Here is a 25,190-nt window from a genome sequence, read left to right as displayed (position 1 = left end):
GCGACCGTCCGGGCGGGCGCCGCGGGCGCGGCCGCGCCGGGGTCGGCGGACGGGTCCACGATCGACTCGACCCGCCAGTCGGCGCCGATGACGTCGATCGCGGCCTGGCGCAGGATCTCCTCGCTGCCGCCGCCGACGAACGAGTCGCGGGCGCCGGCGTTCTTGAAGCCGACGGTGAGCGTGCCACCGTCGAGCCCGATCACCTGCGCGTTCTGGCTGAGCAGGATCCAGGTGAAGCGGCGCATCTCCTTGACCTTGTCCAGCACGTCCGGCCAGACCCGCCGGGCGTCGACGAGGCCGAGCCCGCCGGTGACCTGGGGCGCCGCCGGGGCCGTTTCCACCCGAGCCGGTTCGGGCTCACGCTGGGTCGCGACCGGGGTGGCCGGGACAGCCGGGGCGGCCGGTGCTTCGGGAGCCGGGGCCGGAACCTCGGCAGCCGGGGCGGGCGGCGGGACAGGAGCCGGAGCCGGAGCCTGCACCGGCGTCGCCGGGACTTCCCGGACCACCGGGGCCGGAGGGGCCGCCGGGGCGGGGGCCGGAGCCGGAGCCGCGGACGGGGCGCCGCCGGTCATGTCGAGGCGGCGCTCCATCCGGTCCAGCCGGGCCGCGAGCCCGTCGGTGGAGTCGTCGGCCCCGGGGAGGAGCACGCGGGCGCAGATGAGCTCGAGCAGCAGCCGCGGCGTGGTCGCGCCGCGCATCTCGGTGAGCCCGGCGGCGACGCAGTCGGCCGCCCGGACCAGGTCGGCCTTGCCGAAGCGGGCGGCCTGCGCGACCAGCCGCTCGGCCTGGTCGGCCGGGACGTCGATCAGGCCGGTCGCCGGGGCGTCCGGCACCGCGGCCACGATCACGAGGTCGCGCAGCCGGCGCAGCACGTCCTCGGTGAACCGGCGCGGGTCCTGGCCGGTCTCGATCACCTTGTCCACCACTGCGAAGACGGTCCCGCCGTCGCCGGCGGCGAACGCGTCCACCACCTCGTCGAGCAGGGTGTCCGGCGTGTAGCCGAGGAGGGCGGTCGCGACCTCGTAGGTCAGCCCGTCCGGCCCGGCTCCGCCGAGGAGCTGGTCGAGCACCGACAGCGAGTCGCGCGCCGAACCGGCGCCCGCGCGGACCACCAGGGGCAGTGCGGCCGGCTCGATCGGAACGCCCTCGCGGGAGCAGATCTCGGCCAGGTAGTCCGACAGCACCCGCGGCGGGATCAGCCGGAACGGGTAGTGGTGGGTGCGCGAGCGGATGGTCGGGATGACCTTCTCCGGCTCGGTGGTCGCGAAGATGAACTTGAGGTGCTCCGGCGGCTCCTCCACGAGCTTGAGCAGGGCGTTGAAGCCCTGCGTGGTCACCATGTGGGCCTCGTCGATGATGTAGACCTTGTAACGGCTGGCCACCGGGGCGAAGAAGGCCCGCTCACGCAGGTCGCGCGCGTCGTCGACACCACCGTGGCTGGCCGCGTCGATCTCGATCACGTCGATCGACCCGGGACCACCGCGAGCCAGGTCGCGGCAGGACTGGCACTCGCCGCACGGGTCGGAGATCGGGGCCTTCTCGCAGTTCAGCGTCCGGGCCAGGATCCGGGCGCTCGTCGTCTTGCCGCAGCCGCGCGGGCCGGAGAAGAGGTAGGCGTGGTTGACCCGGTTGTTCGCCAGCGCGGTGCGCAGCGGTTCGGTGACGTGGTCCTGCCCGATGACCTCGGCGAACGACTCCGGCCGGTACCGGCGGTACAACGCGAGATTGTGCTCCACAGGGGGAGCCTAGGGCACTGCTCCCCCAGGCTGGCCGTCGCGAGGGACCCTGGGCCGAGTGCCCCTCAAGGCCGAGGCGGGAGCCGATGCGGAACGCCGGGAGGACCGAATCAGAAGGTGCCGAACCAGGTCCGCACGTCGCCGACCGCTCCGGGACAGGCGACGTCACGGTCGCGGCCGTCCTCGACCCACTGCCCCAGGACGCCCGGTCCGCCCTGGAAGGACCAGTCGCCGGCGCACCGGCGCAGCGCCTCGGCCTGGGAGGTCTGCCCGGCCGCACGCCACTCCGGACCGCCGATCCGCAGGTCCCCGACGACCCGTTTCCACAGGTTCGGCGTCGAGTAGAAGCCGACCCTGAACCCGGCGTCGGCGTACGCCTTCGCGGTGCCCTGGACGACGGCCGCGTTCGCGACGGTGTCGGAGCTCCACGCGAAGCCGGTGACCGGCTCCACGTCCACCCAGACGATCGGCGTCGGCAGCCCGGCCGCCTTCAGCGTGCTCAGGTTGAACAGCGCCGCCTGGTAGCCGGTGTTGCGGAGCGCGCCGAGCCGGGTGCTCGCGTCGTACGGGCCGGTGCCGCCGTAGCGGGCCAGCGTGGCGGCGTCCGGGTAGCTGACCACCGCGTACGCCGCCACCGGCAGGTCCCGCTGCCGCGCCCAGCCGACCTGGTCGGCGATGCAGGGGTTCGCCACGAAGGAAGGGCCGTTGGTGAGCCCGATGATGACGAATTGGGCGGCGGCAGTGGGCATGGGCGCGCCCTGGGACCGCTTCTGCGGGATGCCCATCCCCTTCGGGCACTGCGGCCAGCTGACGTCGGCGCCGTACACCCGGTCCGCGGGCTTCGGTGCCGACGGCGGCTTCGGGGTCGCGGTGAGGTCGGGCAGCGGGACGTCGTCGGTCAGGCCCGGCGGGACGAGCTCGCCGTCACCTTCGGGCGTGAGCGTCGAGGACGGGGAAGCCGGTGTCCCAGCGGCATCTGGAGCAGCGCTCCCGTCCCCGCACCCCGCGAGCGCGAGCAGCAGCAGTCCCGCTCCCAGCACCGGCCCGATCCGCATGCCGCCGATCCTAGGTCGGCCCCGGTCTGGCACGGAATGCGAAGGCCCCCCATGCACCCGGAAGAGCCCACCTGCCCTTGCTGCCTTCCGGCCCTGGGGGAGTTCAGTGAGATACCGCCGCATGGGGGGTTGCGGAGCAGTCTAGGAGACCGATTTCGCGAGTCCTAATCCGGGCGGGTAACCTTCGCGGCGGAGGATTCGCATAGTGGCCTAGTGCGCTCGCTTGGAAAGCGGGTTGGGTTAACGCCCTCAGGGGTTCGAATCCCCTATCCTCCGCCAGCGCACCCTTGTGGTGCCCCTGACAACCGCCCGCGGGTCACCTGGTGACCTGCGGGCGGTTGCGTTGGTAGTGACGGGCCTGACGTGCCCTGTTCCCGCAGGCGTCCGAACACCATGCGCGGCGCGGATGCTGCCTGACGAAGTACAAGACACAGCCGGGCGCACGGCAGGCCCGGAGCTCGGAGCCCGCTCCGCCCGCGAGCAGTGCGATGGTGGAACGAGCGAGGTCGGCGACCAGGACCAGGCCCGGCGAGGCCTCTGAGGCGCGGCTGATCTCGGGGACACCACCGTCGGACCAGTGCAGCAGGGGCCAGGTGGGCGCGCTCGAGGCCAGGGCGTTGACGATCTCGACCGCGGCCGCCGTACCGATGGGGTGGGTGACCTCATCCCTCGGGTCATCGGTCCGTCGGGCCGCGAGGGCCCGGGCCGCGTCGCGGAGCTGACGCAGGTTGCGATGGACGGACGCCAGATCCGCGCCGCGCTGCCCGGCCAGCCACTGTGCCAGCTCGGGGGCACCGACCTCCGGCCGGTCAGCGACAGCGGTGATCCAACCCGCCGCATCCGCAGGGGTCGCCAGTGCGTCGTGCACACCCTCACGGTCGGCCCAGATGGTGTTCATCAGTTCTACCGGCAACGGCTCGCCCAACAGGGGTGCAGCCGTGGTCGCGTCCGCCATGCCGACATCCTAACGGAAGAATTCATCTGTATCCATTTGACATGGCCGCACGACTCCGGCAGGATCACCTAACGGCTAGAGAGCACTCTAGACGTTAGGTCAATGAGAGGAAGTCCCATGTCCCGTCTCCCGCAGATCGACCCGGCCACCGCGACCGGGGAGGCCGCAGAACTGCTCGACCAGGTTCAGAAGGCGCTCGGGGTCACGCCGAACATGACCAAGACGATGGCCAACAGCCCCGCGCTGCTCAAGGGCTACCTGGCGCTGTCGGGAGCGCTCGCAACCGGCGCGCTGCCCACGGCAGTGCGCGAGCGGCTCGCCCTGACCACGGCCGAGGCGAACGGCTGCACCTACTGCCTCTCTGCGCACACCTACATCGGCGCCAACGTCGCGAAGGTCGACCCGGACGAGCTCGAGAACGCGCGTTTCGCGAAGTCGAACGACGAGCACACCCAGGCGCTCCTCCAGCTCTCGAACGACATCCTGCACGCACGGGGCGCGGTGTCCGACGACTCGATCGCCCAGGCCCGGGCCGCCGGTGTCACCGACGCCGAGATCGGCGAGGTCGTCGGGCACATCGCGCTGAACGTGCTGACCAACTACTTCAACGTCCTCAGCCAGGTCGACAACGACTGGCCGGTGGTCACCCCGACCAACAGCCTGGGCTGAGCCGGCATGCACGGCTTTCACCACGGCGAGCTCGCCGTGCAGCGCATCGCAGGCGTGCACCAGGAGGCGGCCCGGCTGGAAGGGATGCTGGCCCCGGCAGACCTCAGTCCGGGAATGGCGGGCTTCCTGGCGGAACGCTCGTTCGCCGCGATCACCGCTCGCGACCACGGCGGTCGGCTCTGGACCTCGCCCCTCGTCGGCGCACCCGGATTCCTGCAGGCGGTCGATCCGACCACCCTGCAGATCCGCACCGCACCCGCGGTCGGTGATCCGCTCCACCTGCTGCCCTCCGGGCAACCGGTCGGACTCATCGCCATCGACTACATCCGACGCCGCCGGTTCCGTCTCAACGGCACCCTGACCGTCGCAGTCGACGGCCGCCTGGAGGTGGCCGTCGACGAGGCCTTCGGCAACTGTCCGCAGTTCATCCCTCAACGCACGGTCGACCTCGACGCCGCCCGACCCGCGGACGTCGCCGTTCCCCTCGGTCCTCCGACCGCCGCGGACGAGCAGACGATCAGCACGACGACCAGCTTCCTGCTCGGGACGACTCACCCGCAGCGCGGGAACGACGTATCCCACCGGGGTGGGGCGGCGGGCTTCCTCCGTCGGCAAGGAGACACCTTGTGGTGGCCGGACTACCCGGGCAACAACCTGTTCAACAGCCTGGGCAACCTCCACGTCGACCCCGAAGCAGCTCTGCTCGTCCCTGACTTCGAACGCGGCCTCGCGCTCCACCTGCACGGCACCGCCGAGCTGGTGATCACCGGCGCGACCGAGGACGAGGGCCACACCGGACGACGCATCGTGTTCTCGCCGGAGAGCCACGTCCGCACTCTCCTGCCCGTGATCTCCCGGCTCATCTCCGACTACCCGCGAAACCCGAACGTCGGCCCCTGAGCCGACGTGCCCGAGAAGGGACACCCCCATGAGTGAACGTCGCCCACCGCTGCCGCCCTTCGACCTGCCTTCGGCGCTGGTCAAGGTCCAGGCCGCCGAAGATGCCTGGAACACGCGCGATCCGCATCGGGTCGCCCTCGCCTACACCGAGGACTCGGTATGGCGGAACCGGGACGCGTTCCTCACCGGCCGCGCGCAGATCGTCGACTTCCTCACGGCCAAGTGGGCCCGCGAGCGCGACTACGCGCTCCGCAAGAGCCTGTGGGGCTTCCGCGCGAACCGGATGGCCGTCCGCTTCCAGTACGAGTGGCGCGACCACGCAGACACCTGGCACCGCAGCTATGGCAACGAGCTCTGGGAGTTCGACGAGAACGGCCTGATGCGGCGCCGGGAAGCGAGCATCAACGACGTCGTGATCGCCGAGTCGCAGCGACGCTGGTTCGGTCCCCGAGGGGAGGATGCGCGCGATGGCCGCGACACCCTCCCCCTCGAGTAGCGCCGGGACCTACTCCGCCATCGGGATCCGCACGCCCCGCTCGGCGGCCACCTCGGCGGCACGGTCGTAGCCGGCGTCGACGTGACGGATGACGCCCATCGCCGGGTCGTTGGTGAGGACGCGCTCGATCTTCTCGGCGGCCAGCGGGGTCCCGTCGGCGACGCAGACCTGGCCGGCGTGGATGGACCGACCCATGCCGACGCCGCCGCCGTGGTGGATCGACACCCAGGTAGCACCCGAGGCGGTGTTCACCAGCGCGTTGAGCAGGGCCCAGTCGGCGATCGCGTCGGAGCCGTCGAGCATCGCCTCGGTCTCCCGGTACGGCGACGCCACCGACCCGCAGTCCAGGTGGTCGCGGCCGATCACGATCGGCGCCTTGAGCTCACCGCTGGCGACCATCTCGTTGAACTTCAGCCCGGCCAGGTGACGCTCGCCGTAGCCGAGCCAGCAGATCCGCGCCGGCAGGCCCTGGAAGTGCACCCGCTCGCCGGCCATCGTGATCCACTTCCGCAGCCGCTCGTTCTCGGGGAAGAGCTCGAGGATGGCCTTGTCGGTGGCGGCGATGTCGGCCGGGTCACCGGAGAGCGCGGCCCAGCGGAACGGGCCCTTGCCCTCGCAGAACAGCGGCCGGATGTAGGCCGGCACGAAACCGGGGAACTCGAAGGCGCGGTCGTAGCCGCCCTTGCGGGCCTCGTCGCGGATGGAGTTGCCGTAGTCGAAGACCTCGGCGCCCTTGTCCTGGAATTCGACCATCGCCCGGACGTGCGCGGCCATCGAGGCCTGGGCCTCCTTGGTGAAGCCCGCGGGGTCGGCCTCGGCGCGGGCGTGCCACTCCTCGAACGGCACCCCGACCGGCAGGTAGGACAGCGGGTCGTGCGCGGAGGTCTGGTCGGTGACGATGTCGATCGGCGCCCCCATCTCCAGCAGAGCCGGGAAGTCGACCGCCGCGTTGCCGAGGACACCGATGGACAACGGCCTACGGGCGTCGCGGGCCTCGACGGCCAGCTCGACGGCGTGCTCCAGGGAGTCCGCCTGGACGTCGAGGTAGCGGTGCTCGATCCGGCGGGTGATCCGGGACTGGTCGACGTCGATGCAGATCGCGACGCCGTCGTTCATGGTGACGGCGAGCGGCTGCGCGCCGCCCATGCCGCCGAGTCCGGCGGTCAGGGTGATCGTGCCGGCCAGCGTGCCTCCGCTGTGCTCGTTCCGGCCAGAGGCAGCGAGCTTGTCGGCCACCGCGGCGAACGTCTCGTACGTCCCCTGCAGGATGCCCTGGGTGCCGATGTAGATCCACGACCCGGCGGTCATCTGGCCGTACATGGTCAGGCCGAGGTCCTCGAGCCGGCGGAACTCCTCCCAGTTGGCCCAGTCGCCGACCAGGTTGGAGTTCGCGATCAGCACCCGCGGGGCCCACTCGTGGGTGCGCATCACACCGACCGGCTTGCCGCTCTGCACGAGCAGGGTCTCGTCGTCGGCGAGCGTGGAGAGCGAGCGCACGATCGCGTCGTACGCCTCCCAGCTGCGGGCGGCCTTGCCGGTGCCGCCGTACACGACGAGGTCCTCGGGGCGCTCGGCGTTCTCGGGGTCGAGGTTGTTCATCAGCATCCGCAGCGGCGCCTCGGTCTGCCAGGAACGAGCGGTGAGCTCGGTGCCGTGCGCGGCGTGGATGGGGAGGCGGGGGTTGCCAGAGGCGGGCGTGGTCACTGCAGGTCTCCGATCACGGACTGGGCGGCGGCCAGGACGGCCCCGCTGCGGACGAGCTCGACGGCGTTCTCGATCTCCGGCGAGAGGTGGCGGTCAGGGCCGGGGCCCTCGATGCCGTGCTCGCGGAGGAGCCGGACGACGGCAGCCGTGGCCGGCGAGGGCTCCAGCGGGGCGCGCAGGTCGAGGGCGCGGGCGGCGGTGAGGACCTCGACGGCGAGGACCCGGGTGAGGCCGTCGACCGAGCGGCGCAGCTTGCGGGCCGCGGACCAGCCCATCGAGACGTGGTCCTCCTGCATCGCCGAGGACGGGATCGAGTCGACCGAGGCGGGGGCGGCGAGCCGCTTCATCTCGGAGACGATCGCGGCCTGGGTGTACTGGGCGATCATGTGGCCGCTGTCGACGCCGGGGTCGTCGGCGAGGAACGGCGGCAGGCCGTGGTTGCGGGCCTTGTCGAGGAACCGGTCGGTACGCCGCTCGCTGATCGAGGCGACGTCGGCGGCGACGATCGCGGCGAAGTCGAGGACGTAGGCGACCGGCGCTCCGTGGAAGTTGCCGTTGGACTCGACGCGGCCCTCCGCCGGCAGCACGACCGGGTTGTCGACCGCGGAGGCGAGCTCGCGACCGGCGACGGTGCGGGCGTGCGCCAGGGTGTCGCGGGCGGCACCGTGCACCTGCGGCGAGCAGCGCAGCGAGTACGCGTCCTGGACCCGGTTGCAGTCGGGTCCGCGGTGCGAGGCGACCACCCCGGAGTCGCGGAGCAGCGCGACGAGGTTGGCGGCGGAGGCGGCCTGGCCGGGGTGCGGGCGGATCGCCTGGAGCTCGGGGGCGAAGACGCGGTCGGTGCCGAGCTGGCCCTCGACGGACATGGCCGCGGCGATGTCCGCCGTACGGAGCAGCATCTCCAGGTCGGTGAGCGCGAGCACCAGCATGCCGAGCATGCCGTCGGTGCCGTTGATCAGCGCGAGCCCCTCCTTGGCGACGAGCTCGACCGGGCGGAGCCCGGCGGCGGCCAGCGCGTCGGCCGCGGGCATCAGCGTCCCGGCGGCGTCGCGGACCTGGCCCTCACCCATCAGCGCGAGCGCGCAGTGCGAGAGCGGCGCGAGGTCGCCGGAGCAACCGAGGGAGCCGTACTCGTGCACGACCGGGGTGATGCCGTTGCTCAGCAGCGCGGCGATCAGCTCGGCGGTCTCGCGGCGGACGCCGGTGTGGCCGGTCGCGAGGGTGGAGAGCCGCAGCAGCATCAGCCCGCGGACCACCTCGCGCTCGACCTCGGGGCCGGAGCCGGCGGCGTGCGAGCGGACCAGGGAGCGCTGCAGCTGGGCGCGCATCTCGACGGGGATGTGCCGGGTGGCGAGGGCGCCGAACCCGGTCGAGATCCCGTACGCCGGCGTGGGTTCCTCGGCGAGCTTGTCGACGACCGCGCGGGCCTGGTCGATCGCGACGAGGGCGTCGGAGGAGAGCCGGACGGCAGCACCGTCGCGGGCCACCGCGACGAGATCTTCGAACGAGACGGGGCCGACCCCGACCTCGACGGTGGCGGAAGAAGTCATGGCACCATGAAACGCTCCTGAGGCGGCCGCCGACCAGGGGGCGAGCAGTCCGCCTGTCTCGCATCTGAGACGCGTCACCCTCGCGAGCGCGTCCATTATTCGAGACAATTTGTCTTACATTGTGGATGGTCATACGGTGGTGAGCGTGAATCCACAGCGCCCACGCCCCTGGCTGATGCTGGCGCTGTCCACGCTCGGGCAGTCCGCCTCGTCCGCCGCGGTCAACGGACCCGCCTTCCTGATCCCGGCGCTCCACGACGGCGGGCTCAGTCTCGCCGCGGCCGGCTGGATCGCGGCGGCGTCGATCGCCGGCAGCGCCTGCACGCTCGTGCTCTGGGGCGCGGTCGTCGACGCCACCGGCGAGCGGTTCGTGCTGGTGAGCAGCCTGGCGCTGAGCGCGCTCTTCCTCGCCGGCGCGGCCTGGACCCACGAGTCGACCGCCGCGCTCGGCACCTTCCTCTTCCTCGCCGGGGCCGCCTCCGCGGGCACCTCCTCGGCCAGCGGACGCGTCGTCGTCGGCTGGTTCCCGCCGCGTCGTCGCGGCACCGCGATGGGCATCCGGCAGATGGCCCAACCCGTCGGGGTCGGCCTGGCCGCGATCGCGATCCCCGTGGTCGCCGCCGCCTCCGGGATCGGACCCGCCCTGGTGGTGCCGGCCGTCTTCGCCGGCATCACCGCGCTCGCCTGCGCTGCCTGGGTGCTCGACCCGGCGCGCCCCGCGCGACCGGCCGACGTGGCCGCCGCCAACCCCTACCGCGGCGACACCTACCTGGCCCGGATCCACGCCGTCTCCGTCCTGCTGGTGATCCCGCAGTTCACCGTCTGGACGTTCATGCTCGTCTGGCTCCAGGTCGGCCGGGACTGGAGCCCGGGAGCCGCCGGCGCGCTCGTCGCCTTCGCCCAGGTGCTCGGCGCGGTGGGGCGGATCGGCGCCGGCCACCTCTCCGACGTGGTCGGGTCCCGGACCCGGCCGCTGCGCTGGGTCGCCGTCGCCGCCGGGGTGACGATGCTCGCCGTCGGCGTCACCATCCGGCTCGACCTCGGCATCGCGGTCGCGCTGATCGTGCTGGCCTCGATGGTGACCGTCGCCGACAACGGGCTCGCGTTCACCGCGGTCGCCGAACGCGCCGGCCCGTTCTGGTCCGGCCGCGCGCTGGGCATCCAGAACACCGGGCAGTACCTCACCGCCGTCGCCGTCCCGCCGGTGATGGGGTTCCTGGTGCCGCTGTGGGGCTACGGCCTCGCGTTCGGCCTGACCGGGCTGTTCCCGCTGCTGGCCGCGCCCCTGGTGCCGCGCGACGAGCCGGCCCTGGAGCACGCCGACATCTGAGCGACCGCCCGTCCGCTCGTCAGGCCCTAGGCTCCGAGGCATGGGTCAGGTCCCCGCCGCCACCAAGGCGATGCGCGTGCTCAAGTTCCTGGCCGGTCAGCCGGACCCGGTCCCGCTGGACCGGATCATGCGGGCCTGCGACCTGCCTCGCTCCACGGCGTACCACCTGATGACTGCGATGGCCGAGGAGGGCTTCGTCTTCCACCTGCCCGAAGAGCGCCGCTACGGACTCGGCGTCGCCGCCTTCGAGGTCGGCAGCGGCTACACCCGGCAGGCTCCCCTGCAGCGGCTGGCCCGGCGCCCGCTGGCCGCGCTGGTCGACCAGGTCGGCGAGTCCGCGCACCTCGCCGTCCCGCACGGGCGCGACGTCCTCTACGTCATCGAGGAGCGCGCCCCCGGCCGGCCGCCGCTGGTGACCGAGGTCGGCGTACGGCTGCCGGCGCACCTGACGGCGAGCGGCCGGGCGATCCTGGCCGCGCTGCCGACCGCGCAGATCCGCGCGCTGTACCCGGACCGGGAGGCGTTCGTCGAGCGCACCGGGATCGGGCCGAGCTCACTCAGCGCGCTGCGGGCCATCCTCGGCGAGGCCCGCCAGCGCGGGTACGCCGTGGAGGACGGCGAGATCACCCCGGGGCTCGCCTCGATCGCGGCACCGGTGCTCGACCACAACCAGGTGCCGCTCGCCGGCGTCGCGGTCACCTACGTCCCGGCGACCGCCGACGTCCCCGCGATCGCCGAGGCCGTCCGGGGCACCGCCGCCGCCCTGAGCCGGCGCCTCGGCGGGCACTGAGTCCGCGACGACGTGGGCCGTGCGGGGCGGAGACGCGGAAACCGTCACCTGGCCGAGCGTGCCTGTCGCTGATCGAGCCACGCGCCGACCTCCGCAGCGACGGACTCCGGCATGGTGACGTGACCCGGTCGAGCGAAGGTGAACACGTTGGCAGGCACGGAGTCCGCTCGCCAGAGTCGCTGCAGGGCCCAAGGCACGACGGGATCACGGCGGTTCACCACGAGTGCAATGTTCTTCCTCGCTTGCGTCCCGATCCGATGATGATCGGCCCAGGAGTCGTAGCCGTTCGGGGAGATCGTGGCGCAGGCGCGGTGCATCCTGGCGAATGCCGAGGTTCCCGCCGGCCAGTGCGAGTACATCGAGCAGGTACCGGCCAGGTAACCGACTCGCTCGTGCAGCGCGGTCCCTGCCCCTGTTACCAGCGCGACCCGCGAGGCCACCTGGCGGAGGGACACCGCACCCACGCGATCGACCTTCCCGCCGTGCCGCCACAGATTTCTGAGGAAGGCCTCGTTCTCCTGGGGGCTGTAGCTCATCCCCAGGAGGGCGAGTTGGACATCGTCCGGATCGACCTGATCGTCACCGCGGAGCAGCTGACCCAGGATCTGATATCTGCGCGCGCATTCGGACCTCGCGCAGGCCGACGTCCAGACGATGGCGCGCTCGGCCGCTTCGAGCCGGCTTCGAACGATCGTCGTCGCCGAGGTTCCCAACGGCGGCGCCGGCGACTCGATCACCGCGAACCCGCCCCGGGCCGTCACGCGTTGGACTGCCGGTAACGCACGGACGGCTCCGTACGAGGCCGCGTAGACACCGTTCAGACTTCCCTCCTGCTTCTCGAACGAGACAAGGGCGCGCGCGTACTCATGGACATCGGTAACCAACCGGCGCCAAGGGCAGTGATCCGGGTCGCGGCGCGATTCTGCAGCCAGCTCCGCCAGGCACCGTGCACTGACCTCGGTCTCGGTCCACGGCTCGGCCAGGACAACGAGGTCGAAGCCGGTGGTCCACGTGGGCAGCGCGGCACGGCTTGCTCCAGGATCGAGCGGACTGGTGCCCGGCCCTCCAGCGTCCCAGAGCAGGTATCCATCGGAGTGCTCGCGCCGAGTCGGATAGATCACCGCCGTTTGATCCCCCGCCAGGCGCAGGCAGCGTCGGCCTCGGCGAGAGCACAACTGGTCACGATCGAACGGCTTCGCCGGTGCCACACGCGGACGAGAAGGGACAGTGTCGGTGGGGTGCTTCCCGTCCAGAAGCACAGAAGGACGGACACCCGCGAGCGCTGCGACGAAGACGGCGACGACGAGCCAGACCGTCCGAGTTCCTCGCCAGGCTCCGGCCACGTCAGATCGCATCTCGACGTCTCGCTCAGTCGAGCCAGGCCGGCGTCGTGGTCGCATTCAGCCTGACGGCCCGCCACCAGGCCAATTCCGAGGCGCTCGGCTCGGGCCCTCGAAAGGACACCACCACCGGCACGCCGTTACCCAGCGTGCGGTGGATGGTGGACGCCCCACGCTGGCAGTGGTCGACGTCGGGCACCTGGGTGCACACCTCCACCGTCGGGGCGCCGCCCAACGGATCCGGTCCGAAGGTCGAGCTCCGGGCGACGACCATGCCGTGGCCATCCGTGTTGGTGAACCCCGGGCCCAGCCAGCGGTAGTCGCGCGGGAGTGACCCGGGCAGCGCCAAGGGCACGCCTGGATTGTCCTGAAGGTACTCACCTACTGCTTCCGCAGTGATCTCTGAACGGTCCTGCCCGGCGGGGGCCGGGACAACTTCGGTGGTGGCGAGCAGCAGGATCGTCGTCGCCGCCGCCGCCGCGACAACCGCTGCTGGCCTCCACGGAACCTGGGCAGCGCCGCGAGTCGGCATCAGTGGTCCACGCCGTTCGGGGTGCAGGTGTCGCCGGCGTCGTACTGGTCGCAGACATAGTTGCCGGAGTCGTAGAAGAAGACGACGCGCTGAAAGTCGTGCTGGGACCCGGGCGTGCCCTGCTTCGCCTTCCAGGCGACCGCGTACCCCGCGGAACGACTGCCGCCGTCAAGGAACGCTCCCTGGTCCATCTCGATCCAGTAGCTCCCCGGGTTGTTGGCGTTCCGCCAGACCTTGTAGTCGTCACGGTCGGCGAAAGTGATGCTGGTGCCCACCGCGAGGGCCGAGACGGACACCGTGATGGGGCTTCCTTCGTTGCCGTGAAAGTTCGACGCCGGCTCCCAATCGACCCAGTTGACGAGACCCGGCTCGATGGAGTCGTACGGGTAGGACTGGACCCGGAGCTTCGCCACTTTCGCGTTCGGGCCGGTGCGCTCAAACGGGTGGGCGTCGCCCTTGCGCTTGTAGGAGTACCAGGTGTAGCTCGAGTTCCCGTCGTTCATCAGCTTCTCGCGCTTCCACACGAACAACGCATCTCCCATGCCCTTGACCGTCAGGACGTACTGGCCGTCGCCGTCGTTCGTCCAGTAGGGAGACATCCCGGGCCCGCCGCCCTCCGCGGTAACCTCCTCCGACTCTGCAGCGTCAGCGGAGACCTCCACGAAGCCGTCGTTGACGTTGACGGTCACCTTCGAGACGTCCAGGGTCGCCGGGACTGCCAGCACGACGTCGCCACCCGCGAGCGACACCACGTCGACCGCTTCCTCGTCGAGGCTGCCGCCTTCACGCTCGGACGCTGCGAGCAGGACGTCCTCAGCATGCTTCTCGGTCCGCGTCAGTTCGCCGGGATCGTCACCGACGGACGCTGAGCGAGCCTCGGCGATCTCGCTTTCCGGGATGACCAGCGTGGCTTCCGCTCCCGGACCCACGGTTTGACCGGCGATCTCCGGCACGATCAGGTCCGATGGTTCCGGCTGGTCGGCTGTCGCGGGTGACGTGAATGCCAGCACCAACAAGACAGACCAGACGGCTCCTGCGGATACGCGGCACAGCGTTCCTCGCTTCACTGCGAATTCCTTTCAGCCCGGTCGCCGGCGGTCGCCGACCCCTCACCGGGAGGACTGCGCACGGATCCGACCGCTTACGCGGCTTTCGGGCAGACTTCGGGTCATGGACGAGAGCGAGGCAGCCCGGCGCAAGCTGCGCACCCGTGCCCGCACCCTGCTCACCGTCGACGAGACCGTCGAGCAGATCGGCCAGACCACCCAGGACCTCGGGCTGGCGCTGGCCGACTTCAACACCGCGCTGAACCGGTTCAACGACTCGCTCGACCGGTTCGCGACCGCCGCCGACGAGCTCAGCAAGGTGGCGACCCGGCTGGACGACATCGTCACCAAGATCGAACCGCTGCTCACCGTGGCTACCGCGCCGCTGGCGATGGCCCGCAAGGTCTGGGGCGGCGGTACGCCGCGCCCGTAACGCGCCCGCGCCCCGCACGTTGACCGGGTGTCACCGACCCCAGGAGTCCCCGTGCGCGTCCCGGCTCTCGTCACCGCCGCCCTGCTCGCCCTCACCGGCGGCCTGATCGCGGCCCCGGCCCACGCCGACGACGCCCCCGGTCCGTGGGCCCCGCTGGACCGACCCGGACCTGCGCTGACCGTCTCCGAGGCGGCGTTCCGGTCGGCGTTCACCTGTTCGGGCGACCTGGCCGGCAGCACCCTGGAGCCGGTGCTTCTCAGCCCGGCGACCGGCGTCACCGCGGCGCAGAACTACTCCTGGAACTGGGAGCCCGCGCTCACCGCCCAGGGCCGCCCGTGGTGCGCGGTGACGATGCCGACGCAGACCCTCGGTGACATCCAGGTCTCGGCGGAGTACCTGGTGCACGCGATCCGCGCCATGCACGCAGCCGCGGGCCGCCAGATCGCGGTGCTGGGCCACAGCCAGGGCGGGATGTCGATGCGCTGGGCACTCCGGTTCTGGCCGGACACCCGCGCGATGGTCGACGACGTGATCGGGATGGCCGGCGACAACCACGGCACCACCCTGCTCGACCCGGTCTGCGTCCAGGGCCTCACGACGTGCGCCCCGCAGGGCTGGCAGCAGCGCAGCAGGTCGGCGTTCGTGGCCGCCCTGAACAGCGGGGCCGAGACCTTCGCCGGGGTGTCGTACACCGAGATCTACACCCGCACCGACGAGGTGGTGCTCCCGAGCACCGGGGCGAAGCCGTCGTCGGCGCTGACCACCGGTGCCGGCCGGATCACGAACGTCGCGACGCAGTCGGTCTGCCCGCTGGATCTCGACGAGCACCTGACCGTCGGCACGATCGACCCGGTCACCTACGCGCTCGCCCAGGACGCGCTGAACCACGACGGTCCCGCGGACCCGGCGCGGATCAACCGGTCGGTCTGCCTCTCGCTCCTCATGCCGGGCGTGAACCCGCTCGCCCTCGACCGCAACCTCGCCCTGCTCGGCGGACTCCCGCACGTGCTGCTGGTCCCGGTGCCGTTCGTGAACCTGGCCGGAGCCCCGCAGCTGGCGGCCGAGCCGCCGGTCCGCTGCTACGCGCTGGCCGCCGGCTGCCCCTGAGCGACCGAGGCGCGAGACAAGCCGTCTCGTTCCGCGTGACCCCGCTCACGCCCGGTCGTTGGGCAACTGTTAGGTACTCGCCGGTAGCAAGGATCCCCCGCCATGCGATCTGTCGTGCGTCCCGCGGCACGCCCCACCCTCCGCCTCGCCGTCGCCGTCTGGGTGGCGTCCGCCCTGGTCGGATCCGTGCTGGTCCTCAACCACGGCGACCAGCCCGCCGGCTCCGGTCCCGGCTCCGGGGCCCCGGGCGCCGACGAGCTGAAGAAGTCGTACTCCGCGACGGCTGCGAACACGACGAAGAAGCCGGGCGACGGCACCGTCTTCAACGCCGACGGCACGCACGCGCACGACCCGGGCAGCCCGCCGCACGACGACAACGACCCGAAGACGAAGAACGCCATCTCGCGCTCGGCGACCACCGCGGACGCCGACACCGTCGACCCGACCACCCCGGCTGCCGCCCGGGTGCACGAGTCCTCGGTCGCCGCCCAGCGCGCCGAGCGTCCGGTGCCGCTGCGCGCGGCCGCGGGCGACCCGGCCCAGCCGTCGGTACCGACCGACCGCTACAACTTCTACAACTCCTGCTACGGCCTGCAGAACACCGGCAACGGGCGCTGGCTCGCCGGCACCGGGATGGCCGCGACCAGCGCGGCCGCGAGCACGCCGCTCTACTTCAAGCCGACCGCGCTGGGCACCTACCTGCTCTACGCGCCGGACGGCACCTACCTCGGCGCGAAGTCCGGGAAGGCGGCGTACGCGACCCAGCCGGGCGCGGCCGTGAACTGGACGGTGACCCAGGTCGGCACCGGCGTCTTCCGGCTCTCCCTCCCGGGCGTCGGCTACCTCGCCTCGGACACCGCCCTCGGCGCCGTCGTCGTCGGTTCGCCGAGCTCGCGGACCCAGTTCCGCCCGCTCAAGCGGACCGGCTGCAAGACCTTCCCGGAGATCACCACCAACGTGGTCGGCCGCCCGGCGGCCGGCGTCTCCAGCTTCCAGGAGACCCGCGGCTACATCGACGCGCACACCCACGGGATGGCGTTCGAGTTCCTCGGCGGCGACCTGCACTGCGGCCGCCCGTGGTCGCCCTGGGGCGTGACCGTCGCGCTCAAGGGCTGCCAGAACGACGGGCTCAACTCCGTCACCGGCGCGGCCGTGGAGACCTTCCTGTCCGGCAAGCCCGGCGCGGACCCGGTCGGGTGGCCGACGTTCAAGAGCTGGCCGGCCCCGAACGCGCTGCTCCACGAGGGCACCTACTACAAGTGGATGGAGCGCTCCTGGCAGGCCGGGCAGCGGCTGCTGGTGAACCTGCTGGTCGAGAACAACCAGCTCTGCACGCTCTACCCGATCAAGCGGAACTCCTGCGACGACATGACCTCGATCCGGCTGCAGGCCAAGGACATGCACCTGATGCAGTCCTACGTCGACGCCCAGCACGGCGGCCCCGGTCGCGGCTGGTACCGGATCGTCACCACGCCGGTCCAGGCGCGCCAGGTGATCAACGCCGGCAAGCTCGCGGTCGTCACGGGCATCGAGACCTCGGTGATCTTCGGCTGCCACCTCTACCTCGGCAACCCGACCTGCACCACCGGCTCGATCGACAAGCAGCTCGACGAGGTCCAGCGCCTCGGCGTCGTCCAGATGGAGCTGGTCAACAAGTTCGACAACGCGCTCGCCGGCGTGGCCGGCGACGAGGGCCAGACCGGCATGCTCGTCAACGCCGCCAACATGCTCGAGACCGGCTCGGCCTGGAAGATGAGCACCTGCGCCCCGAACGACCCCGAGGTGCACGACAAGGACCAGACGCTGAGCGTCCCGGTCCCCTCGCAGGACGGCCTCTTCGGCGCCCTGCTCTCGGTGCTGCCGGGCAACATCCTGGCGCCGATCCTCAACGTCCTCCCCGCGCTGCCGGTCTACCCGGCCCAGCACCACTGCAACTCGCTCGGCCTGACCCAGCTCGGCGCGTACACCGTCCAGGGCATGGTGAAGCGGAAGATGCTCTTCGACCCGGACCACATGAGCGTCAAGGCCCGCAAGCAGGCGCTCGCGGTCACCGAGGCGATGCGGTACCCGGGCGTCGTCTCCAGCCACTCGTGGTCGACCCCCGACGCCTACCCGCGGATCCTGCAGGACAAGGGCTTCGTCGCGCCGTACGCCGGCGACAGCACCGGGTTCGTCGGCAAGTGGAAGCGGATGCTCACCTGGGCCAACCCGCGGATCTACTGGGGCATCGGCTACGGCGCCGACATCAACGGGCTCGGCGCCCAGGGCAACCCGCGCCCGAACGCGGCGGCCAACCCGGTGCGCTACCCGTTCACCGGCCTCGGTGGGGTGAAGGTCTACCAGCAGGTCAGCGGCTCGCGCGTCTTCGACATCAACAAGGACGGCGTCGCGCACTACGGCCTGTACCCCGACTGGGTCGAGGACCTGCGGGTCCAGGCGGGCTCGAAGATCGTGAGCGACCTCCAGCGCGGTCCGGAGGCCTACCTCCAGACCTGGGAGCGCGCGTACGGCGTGAAGCCGGACGCCTGCACCAACCCGTCGCTGCGCCGCTACCCGTCGTTCTTCAGGACGAAGCTGCGCAAGGGCGCCACCTGGTGGACCGTCGTCCAGAAGGCCGGTCAGCCGCACCGCCGCCTGGACAAGCAGTTCACCTACTGCGCCAAGCGCGGCAAGACCGTGACGGTCAGGTTCAACGCGCGGGGCCGGCTGGTCGCGGTCAAGGGCTGAACGGAACCGGTCGAAACGGAAGTTACCGTGGGGTAGCGTTTCTCACACCGAGCACGGATGACCGTCGCCCGCGCGGGGCAATACCCTGTCCCCGATCGACTGACCGAACGACCGGCGGCTGCGCCGGAAGGCTGGAGTGACCTCCGTGAGTACGACGACCACGCTCATCCTGGGCCTCATCCTCAACGCGATCGCGCTTCCGCTCGCCGCGAAGCGGGTGATCTTCCTGCAGAAGCTGATCACCAACGGCAAGCCCGCGCCCGACCGCATCGAGGGTGTCACCAAGCGCACCAGCCAGGCGATCAAGGGCCAGCTCGTCGAGGTCCTCGGGCAGAAGAAGCTGCTCAAGTGGTCGGTGCCCGGCATCGCGCACGCGTTCGTGATGTACGCGTTCCTCATCCTCGCCACGGTCTACATCGAGGCCTACGGCGTGCTGCTCTCGCAGAACCCGCAGTGGCACCTGCTCTTCATCGGCCAGTGGGGCCCGCTCGGCTTCCTCCAGGACCTGATCGGCGTCCTCTGCCTCGTCGGCCTGGCGATCTTCGCGGTCATCCGCCTCAAGAACCAGCCGAGCAAGCTCGGTCGCAAGTCGCGCTTCAAGGGCTCGCACACCGGCGGCGCCTGGCTCGTCCTGTTCATGATCTTCAACGTCATCTGGACGATGTTCCTGTTCCGCGGCGCCTCCGAGGCGGCCGGCAACCTGCTCTACGGCAAGTGGGCGTTCGCGTCGTACGGCGTCGGCCAGGCGCTCGGCGGTCTCGACGAGTCGGCGATCCACAACCTCGAGCAGGTCGGCCTGCTGCTGCACATCGGCGTCATGCTGGTCTTCCTGATCATCGTGCTGAACAGCAAGCACCTGCACATCTTCGTCGCGCCGATCAACGTCATGTTCAAGCGCCCCGACGCCCCGGTCGCGCTGGGTGCGATCAAGCCGATGATGTCCGAGGGCAAGGCCATCACCCTGGACGACGTCGAGGACATGGACGAGGACACCGTCCTCGGCATCGGATCCATCGAGGACTTCTCCTGGAAGGGCATCCTCGACATGGCCAGCTGCACCGAGTGCGGCCGCTGCCAGTCCCAGTGCCCGGCCTGGAACACCGAGAAGCCGCTCTCGCCGAAGATGCTGATCATGAACCTCCGCGACCACGCGTTCGCGAAGGCGCCGTACATGCTCGCCGGCGGCGAGAACGCCCCCGAGGGCAAGGTCCCGGCGGCCGCGCTCGCCGAGGCGGAGCGCCCGCTGGTCGGCGAGTCGCTCGGTGAGTTCGCCTGGCACCCCGAGGGTGGCGCGGTCATCGACAACGACGTCCTGTGGTCCTGCACCTCGTGCGGCGCCTGCGTCAACCAGTGCCCCGTCGACATCGAGCACGTCGACCACATCATGGACATGCGCCGCTACCAGGTGCTCGTCGAGTCGAACTTCCCCGCGGAGCTCAACGGCCTCTTCAAGGGCCTGGAGAACAAGGGCAACCCGTGGAACATGAACCCGAACGCCCGGATGGAGTGGGCCCAGGGCCTGCCGTTCGACGTGAAGGTCGTGGGCGAGGACGTCGAGACCCTCGACGAGGTCGACTGGCTGTTCTGGGTCGGCTGCGCCGGCGCGTACGAGGACCGGGCCAAGAAGACCACCCGCGCGACCGCGGAGCTGCTGGACCTGGCGGGCGTCTCGTTCGCCGTCCTCGGCAACGGCGAGACCTGCACCGGTGACTCGGCCCGCCGCGCCGGCAACGAGTTCGTCTTCCAGGCGCTGGCGACCGAGAACATCGCCACCCTGACCGAGGTCAAGGCCAAGAAGGTCGTCTCGACCTGCCCGCACTGCATGAACACGCTCAAGAACGAGTACAAGCAGATGGGCATCGAGCTCGAGGTCATCCACCACACCCAGCTGCTGAACCGACTGGTCCGCGAGAAGAAGTTGACCCCGGTCGCCTCGCAGGGCGCCAGCCGCTCGATCACGTACCACGACCCGTGCTACCTGGGTCGCCACAACCAGGTCTACTCGCCGCCGCGCGAGCTCCTCGACATCATCCCGGGCGCCGAGCTCAAGGAGATGCCGCGCAACTCCGAGCGGTCCTTCTGCTGCGGCGCCGGTGGTGCCCGCATGTGGATGGAGGAGACCATCGGCGAGCGGATCAACGTCAACCGCACCCAGGAGGCCGTGGCCACCGGTGCCGACCAGATCGCCGTCGGTTGCCCGTTCTGCCGCACCATGCTCGAGGACGGCCTGACCAGCGAGCAGGACGCCGGTCGTGCCCGCGAGGAGGTCGAGGTCCTCGACGTCGCGCAGATGCTGCTCGCGTCGGTCAAGGGCGAGGAGTACAAGCCGAAGACGGCCACGAAGGCGCCTGCCGCCAAGGCCGCTCCGGCCGCTCCCGCGGAGCCCGCTGCTCCGGCCGCTCCCGCCGAGGCCGCTCCGGCTGCCCCGGCCGCGGGTGGCTCGCTCTTCGACACCCCGGCCCCGGCGGCCGCCGCTCCTGCGGCAGCCGGCTCGCTCTTCGACACCCCGGCTCCGGCCGAAGCCGAAGCGCCGAAGGCGGCGGCTGCGGCGGGTGGCTCGCTGTTCGACGTCGCCCCGACCGAGGAGAAGCCGGCTGCTCCGGCTGCTCCCGCGGCTGAGGCTCCGAAGGCCGCCGACCTGGGCGGCGGCTCGCTCTTCGACATCCCGGCCGCCGAACCGGCTGCCCCGGCTGCCCCGGCTGCCCCGGCTGCTCCGGCTGCCGCGGCTGCTCCGGCCGTCGAAGCGCCGAAGGCCGAGGCTCCGAAGGTCGACCTGGGCGGCTCGCTGTTCGACATCCCGGCCGCCGAACCGGCTGCCCCGGCTGCTCCGGCTGCCGAGCAGAAGGCCGAGGTCGTCGAGGAGACCGCCGAGGAGGCCGAGGAGAAGCAGTCCGAGGCACCGAAGCCCGCGTCCTCGGGCGAGGCGAACGAGCCCAAGACCGACGCGAACATCAACGAGGCCGGCTCGCTCTTCGACCTCTGATCCCTCGTCGCTGACCCGGCGCAGAACTGCACGATCAACATGCAGGTTTGCGCCGGGTCGCTGCTTTCAAGACGCACACCCGCGCCTGGTCGGCGCATTCATGGGGCACATCTGCGCCGGGTCGGCGGATCCTACGGGTGCGTAACTTCGCGTCCGGCGGCTTCGTTGACCCCAGGACACCTGGGAGGACTTACCCGCATGCGCCCCATCACGAGCACCGCCGTCCGACTCACCGCCGTCGCTGCCGCGACCCTCGCCCTCAGCGCCGGCGCGCTCACGACCGCCGCCACCGCCCGCCCGGTCGGCGCGGCACCGGCTCCCGCCGCGATGGCCGCGCCGGCCGCCGCGCCGGCCGTCGCGTCGGGCTGGACGCCCCGCCCGGAGAGCTACCCCAAGACCACCACCGTCGCGAACCTGCCGATCCCGATGGACGACGGCGTCGTGCTCCGCGGCGACCTGATCCTCCCGGCCGGCGCCGACGGCAAGGCGGTGGGCGCGAAGTTCCCGGTGCTCGTCACCATCACGGCGTACAACAAGAGCGTCCAGCAGTACGCCGGCGGACTCGCCGGCGGCGCGGCCGACTACCTGGTGAAGCGCGGTTACGCCCAGCTCACCGTCGACGCCCGCGGCACCGGCGGATCGGCCGGCCAGTGGTGCGCGTTCTGCACCCGCGAGGACCAGGACGCCGTGCAGATCATGAACTGGGCGCACGCGCAGTCGTGGAGCAACGGCTCGACCGGCATGACCGGACCGTCGTACATGGGCATCTCGCAGATCTTCGCCGCGGGCGGCCGCCCGGCCGGCCTGAAGGCGATCTTCCCGCAGGTGCCCGCCGCCGACGTCTACCGCGACGTGGTCGCCTCCGGCGGTCAGCTCGACGTGGGGTTCATCCCGCTCTGGCTCGGTCTGGTCACCATCACCGGGCTCGTCCCGCCGACCACCCCTCCGTCCGACCTGAGCCCGCTGACCAGCCTGGTCGACCACCTGCTCGGCGCCGGGACGTTCACCGTGCCGCTGCTGACCAGTGCCGTCGGCGGCGGCGAGCCGGCGTACGACGGCGACTTCTACACCCAGCGCTCGCCGATCAACGTCGCCGGCAACATCAACGTCCCGACCTTCTTCGTCAGCGGCGAGTACGACCTCTTCCAGCGCGGCACCCCGCTGCTCTTCGAGAACCTGCAGAAGCGCGGCGTGCCGACGAAGATGGTCATCGGCCCGTGGAACCACCTGCAGGCGTCCTCCGGCGCCGAGGTCGTCAAGGCCGGGCTCGGGTCGCTCGACGAGCTGAAGCTGCGCTGGTTCGACCGGTACATCAAGGGCATCGCCGACCCGGCGCTCGACGCCGACATCCCGCCGATCACCTACTACGAGCAGGGCACCGGCGCCTGGCAGGCCGCGCGCTCGTGGGTCGGCGACCGCAGGGCCGCGTCGTTCCGGCTCTCCGGCTCCGCCGCGACCGGCTCCGCCGACGGAGCGCTGACCCAGGGCGCCGTCACCGCCGGGACCGCGCCGGTCTACCCGATCCCGGTCGCCGGTCTCTGCACCCGCTCGTTCGACCAGTGGACCGCGGGGCTGCCCAGCCAGTTCCCGTTCCCGAACCCGTGCCTGACCGACAACAGCCTCAACGACAAGACCGGCGTCGTCTTCAAGACCGCACCGCTGACCAGCCCGCTGGCGTTCCAGGGCCCGATCAACGCCCGCCTGTACGTCGACTCGGTCGGCGGCGACGGGATGCTGTCCGTCGCCGTCGAGGACGAGGCGCCGGACGGCACCGTGTCCCGGCTCAGCGGCGGTTGGCAGGTGATCTCGCACCGCAAGCTCGACACCGCGCGGTCGCGCTACCTCGACGGCAAGCTGATCCAGCCGTACCACCCGTTCACGAAGGCCGCCCAGGTCAAGCTCGCCGGCGGTGCCGTCGAGCCGGTCGACGTGGAGATCTTCCCGACCGGGTCGAAGATCCTGCCCGGCCACCGGCTGCGGATCGCGGTGCAGGCGTTCGACGTCCCGCACCTGCTGCCGACCCTGCCCGACCTGCTCGGCACCCTGACCGTGATCACCGTCCACGCCTCCGCGCAGTACCCGTCCGAGCTCACCGTCCCTGCGGTGGCACCGGCCGGCTCCCGGACCGCCGTGTCGATGGCGAACGCCGTCGCGAAGCGCGGCAAGGCGAACCGGGCCGCGATCGTCGTGACCCGGCCCGCCTGGGGCCGCACGGCCGCCGGTCGGGTCAAGGTCTGGATCGACGGCCGGTACGCCGGCACCCGCACCCTCAGCGCCGGCCGGAGCACGGTCGTCGTCCCGGCGAAGGTGAACCGCACCCAGGGCCGGCACCGGCTCAGGGTCGTCTACCTCGGCTCGGCGACGACCTCGCCGTCGACCGCGGTGACGACCTGGCGGGTCCGCTGACCCGGCACGACCTGGCGTGACGAGAACCTCCGGTGGGGTTCCGGAGGTCCTCGCCCTCTTTCCGGGGGGTACTGCTCCCGGGGGTCAGCTGCCGCCGCTGATCCGACCGTCCCCGGGCGGCAGGTTGTAGGTGAGCTGGAAGTAGTCGGTCGCGTTGCCGAGGTGCTGGTACACCGCGGAGGTGCACGGCTGCGAGAAGTGGCCGCCGCCGAGGAAGAACGCGCCGCTGTTCACGCAGGTGGCCGGCTTGCCCTCGTAGAGCCCGTCCGCGGGGAACCAGATCGCGGGCACCGACGGCGAACCGCGGAACCAGGGGTGGTCGAGGCCGAGGCAGCCGACGTACGTGGTGTCGTTGAAGTACTGCTGGTACGCCGCGTCCGCCGCCACCTGGCCGGTGACCTTCCAGACGACCTGCTTGAACGCGTCACCCGAGGTGTCGTTGAAGGTCGCCGACGGGCCGGGCATCGCGCAGGCCGCCAGCGGCGGGCCGCCGATCGTGACCGTCAGCGTGTGCGGCGAGGTCGAGGCCTCGGTCGTCGCGGAGATCGTCGTCGTGGTCGGACCGTCCACGAACGTCGAGGTCGGCGAGCTGCACGTCGAGCCGGCCGGGCAGGCCGTCGTGGAGAACGTGCCGGCGCCGTTCGACGTCGCGGCCGAGCTCGCCACGTTGGAGAAGCCCGAGGTGCCGATCGCGTTGGCCGAGGTGGCCCGGTAGAAGTACGTGGTGCCGATGACGACCGTGGTGTCCTGGTAGTCGCCGGTCGGGAGCCCGGTGGCGAGCGTGGTGAACGGCCCGGTCGCCGCGGGACCGCGCTGGATCGCGTAGCCGGTGATCGGCTGGCCGCCGTCCGACGCGCTCGTCCAGTGCAGCTGGATCGACCCGACCTGGCTGGTCGCGGTGAGCGTCGGAGCGCTCGGTGCGGTGTCCGGCGGCGGCGCGACCTGGACGGTCGTGGTCCCGGCGCTGGCCGCGCCCAGCAGGTCGCCGGCGTACGACGCGGCCACGGTGTTGGTGCCGACCGGCAGCGCGCTGGTGGTCAGCGTCGCGGTGCACGAGGTGAGCACGCAGGAGAGGCCGGAGGAGAGCGGGGCGCTGCCCAGGCCGGTGGCGGGCCCGCCGGTCGAGGTGCTGAACGCGACCGACCCGGTCGGGGTGAGGATCAGCCCGCCGAGGTTGAGGATGCTGACCTTGGCGGTCAGCGTCACCGGCGTCCCGACGATCACCGAGGTGGCCGAGGCGGTCACCTTCGTCGACGTCGGAAGCGGTCCGGCGGCGCCGGCCGGCGCCTGGACGCCGAGCGGGACGGCGGCCACGAGACCGAGGGCGGCCAGCAGGGAAACAGTTCGGGTGCGAAGACTCATGGTGGGCACCTTCGGTGTCGAAGTGGGAGGAGTGCCCCGAGAACGGGGGCACGTCTTCACACCCCCGGA

The 25,190-nt window shown here is 71.4% G+C and carries 19 protein-coding genes, 1 tRNA gene and 1 other RNA gene; 11 read left to right on the top strand and 10 right to left on the bottom strand.

Translation table 11 applies throughout. The annotated features are described in order from the left end of the window. From AB4Y76_RS14395 to ffs, 3 genes are all read right to left on the bottom strand, one after another. Positions 1-1,736: DNA polymerase III subunit gamma and tau (locus AB4Y76_RS14395; protein WP_441926417.1), on the bottom strand; the 1,736-nt coding region annotated here is incomplete at its 3' end. Between the two features lie 110 nt (positions 1,737-1,846). Then, the gene (locus AB4Y76_RS14390; RefSeq protein ID WP_441926415.1) at positions 1,847-2,791 is read right to left on the bottom strand and encodes a hypothetical protein; all 945 of its coding nucleotides are present in this window, start codon (positions 2,789-2,791) and stop codon (positions 1,847-1,849) included. A 40-nt stretch (positions 2,792-2,831) separates the two neighbouring features. Further along, an RNA gene (ffs, locus tag AB4Y76_RS14385) (signal recognition particle sRNA small type) lies at positions 2,832-2,922 on the bottom strand. Between the two features lie 60 nt (positions 2,923-2,982). On the opposite strand from ffs, the gene AB4Y76_RS14380 reads away from it, so the two are divergent. Beyond that, a tRNA-Ser gene (locus AB4Y76_RS14380) sits at positions 2,983-3,070 on the top strand. Positions 3,071-3,107: 37 nt separating this feature from the next. On the opposite strand, the gene AB4Y76_RS14375 is transcribed toward AB4Y76_RS14380, so the two are convergent. Then, complete coding sequence (locus tag AB4Y76_RS14375) at positions 3,108-3,746, bottom strand: CGNR zinc finger domain-containing protein (RefSeq protein WP_441926413.1); 639 nt, start codon at positions 3,744-3,746, stop codon at positions 3,108-3,110. Positions 3,747-3,863: 117 nt separating this feature from the next. Here AB4Y76_RS14375 and AB4Y76_RS14370 point away from each other — a divergent pair, with 117 nt between their 5' ends. The 3 genes from AB4Y76_RS14370 to AB4Y76_RS14360 are packed head-to-tail and all read left to right on the top strand — an operon-like array spanning position 3,864 to position 5,811. Then, positions 3,864-4,415, top strand: coding sequence for a carboxymuconolactone decarboxylase family protein (locus AB4Y76_RS14370; protein ID WP_441926411.1), 552 nt, complete (start codon positions 3,864-3,866; stop codon positions 4,413-4,415). Positions 4,416-4,421: 6 nt separating this feature from the next. Next, positions 4,422-5,315, top strand: coding sequence for a pyridoxamine 5'-phosphate oxidase family protein (locus tag AB4Y76_RS14365; RefSeq protein WP_441926409.1), 894 nt, complete (start codon positions 4,422-4,424; stop codon positions 5,313-5,315). A 28-nt stretch (positions 5,316-5,343) separates the two neighbouring features. Further along, complete coding sequence (locus tag AB4Y76_RS14360) at positions 5,344-5,811, top strand: nuclear transport factor 2 family protein (protein ID WP_441926407.1); 468 nt, start codon at positions 5,344-5,346, stop codon at positions 5,809-5,811. Between the two features lie 9 nt (positions 5,812-5,820). Here AB4Y76_RS14360 and hutU read toward each other — a convergent pair whose 3' ends face one another. Next, positions 5,821-7,515, bottom strand: a complete 1,695-nt coding sequence (gene hutU, locus AB4Y76_RS14355) for a urocanate hydratase (protein WP_441926405.1) — start codon at positions 7,513-7,515, stop codon at positions 5,821-5,823. After that, positions 7,512-9,065: a histidine ammonia-lyase gene (gene hutH / locus AB4Y76_RS14350; RefSeq protein ID WP_441926403.1), complete on the bottom strand. Its 1,554-nt coding sequence runs from the start codon at positions 9,063-9,065 to the stop codon at positions 7,512-7,514. The genes hutU and hutH overlap by 4 nt, the downstream gene beginning before the upstream one ends. Before the next feature lie 145 nt (positions 9,066-9,210). Here hutH and AB4Y76_RS14345 point away from each other — a divergent pair, with 145 nt between their 5' ends. Next, the gene (locus AB4Y76_RS14345; RefSeq protein ID WP_441926401.1) at positions 9,211-10,395 is read left to right on the top strand and encodes an MFS transporter; all 1,185 of its coding nucleotides are present in this window, start codon (positions 9,211-9,213) and stop codon (positions 10,393-10,395) included. A 40-nt stretch (positions 10,396-10,435) separates the two neighbouring features. After that, complete coding sequence (locus AB4Y76_RS14340) at positions 10,436-11,185, top strand: IclR family transcriptional regulator (RefSeq protein WP_441926397.1); 750 nt, start codon at positions 10,436-10,438, stop codon at positions 11,183-11,185. Between the two features lie 44 nt (positions 11,186-11,229). Here the strand turns inward: AB4Y76_RS14340 and AB4Y76_RS14335 are convergent, their stop codons facing one another. From AB4Y76_RS14335 to AB4Y76_RS14325, 3 genes are all read right to left on the bottom strand, one after another. Next, positions 11,230-12,393 (bottom strand): hypothetical protein, encoded by a 1,164-nt coding sequence (locus tag AB4Y76_RS14335; protein ID WP_441926396.1) that lies wholly within the window; start codon positions 12,391-12,393, stop codon positions 11,230-11,232. A 160-nt stretch (positions 12,394-12,553) separates the two neighbouring features. Continuing rightward, positions 12,554-12,880, bottom strand: coding sequence for a hypothetical protein (locus AB4Y76_RS14330; protein ID WP_441926394.1), 327 nt, complete (start codon positions 12,878-12,880; stop codon positions 12,554-12,556). A gap of 176 nt (positions 12,881-13,056) precedes the next feature. Next, a complete protein-coding gene (locus tag AB4Y76_RS14325) occupies positions 13,057-14,124 on the bottom strand; it encodes a hypothetical protein (protein WP_441926392.1) in 1,068 nt (355 codons plus the stop codon). A 103-nt stretch (positions 14,125-14,227) separates the two neighbouring features. On the opposite strand from AB4Y76_RS14325, the gene AB4Y76_RS14320 reads away from it, so the two are divergent. From AB4Y76_RS14320 to AB4Y76_RS14300, 5 genes are all read left to right on the top strand, one after another. Then, positions 14,228-14,536 (top strand): hypothetical protein, encoded by a 309-nt coding sequence (locus AB4Y76_RS14320; protein ID WP_441926390.1) that lies wholly within the window; start codon positions 14,228-14,230, stop codon positions 14,534-14,536. A gap of 51 nt (positions 14,537-14,587) precedes the next feature. Continuing rightward, entirely contained in the window at positions 14,588-15,643 is a 1,056-nt protein-coding gene (locus tag AB4Y76_RS14315; RefSeq protein WP_441926388.1) for an esterase/lipase family protein, read from the top strand. Positions 15,644-15,745: 102 nt separating this feature from the next. Beyond that, on the top strand, positions 15,746-18,370 hold the full coding sequence (locus AB4Y76_RS14310) for a hypothetical protein (protein WP_441926386.1): 2,625 nt from the start codon (positions 15,746-15,748) through the stop codon (positions 18,368-18,370). Between the two features lie 145 nt (positions 18,371-18,515). After that, positions 18,516-21,353 (top strand): (Fe-S)-binding protein, encoded by a 2,838-nt coding sequence (locus tag AB4Y76_RS14305; protein ID WP_441926384.1) that lies wholly within the window; start codon positions 18,516-18,518, stop codon positions 21,351-21,353. Between the two features lie 198 nt (positions 21,354-21,551). Next, positions 21,552-23,759 (top strand): CocE/NonD family hydrolase, encoded by a 2,208-nt coding sequence (locus tag AB4Y76_RS14300; protein ID WP_441926382.1) that lies wholly within the window; start codon positions 21,552-21,554, stop codon positions 23,757-23,759. An 84-nt stretch (positions 23,760-23,843) separates the two neighbouring features. On the opposite strand, the gene AB4Y76_RS14295 is transcribed toward AB4Y76_RS14300, so the two are convergent. Next, positions 23,844-25,121 carry an Ig-like domain repeat protein gene (locus tag AB4Y76_RS14295; RefSeq protein ID WP_441926380.1) on the bottom strand — a complete coding sequence of 426 codons (1,278 nt, stop codon included), beginning with the start codon at positions 25,119-25,121 and terminating at the stop codon, positions 23,844-23,846. Positions 25,122-25,190 lie beyond the last annotated feature (69 nt).

The organism is Marmoricola sp. RAF53, from assembly GCF_052114005.1.
In the GTDB taxonomy this organism is placed as follows: Bacteria; Actinomycetota; Actinomycetes; order Propionibacteriales; family Nocardioidaceae; genus Marmoricola.
The sequence above is the reverse complement of the archived record's forward strand: the minus strand, read 5'-3'. Positions and strand labels throughout refer to the sequence as shown.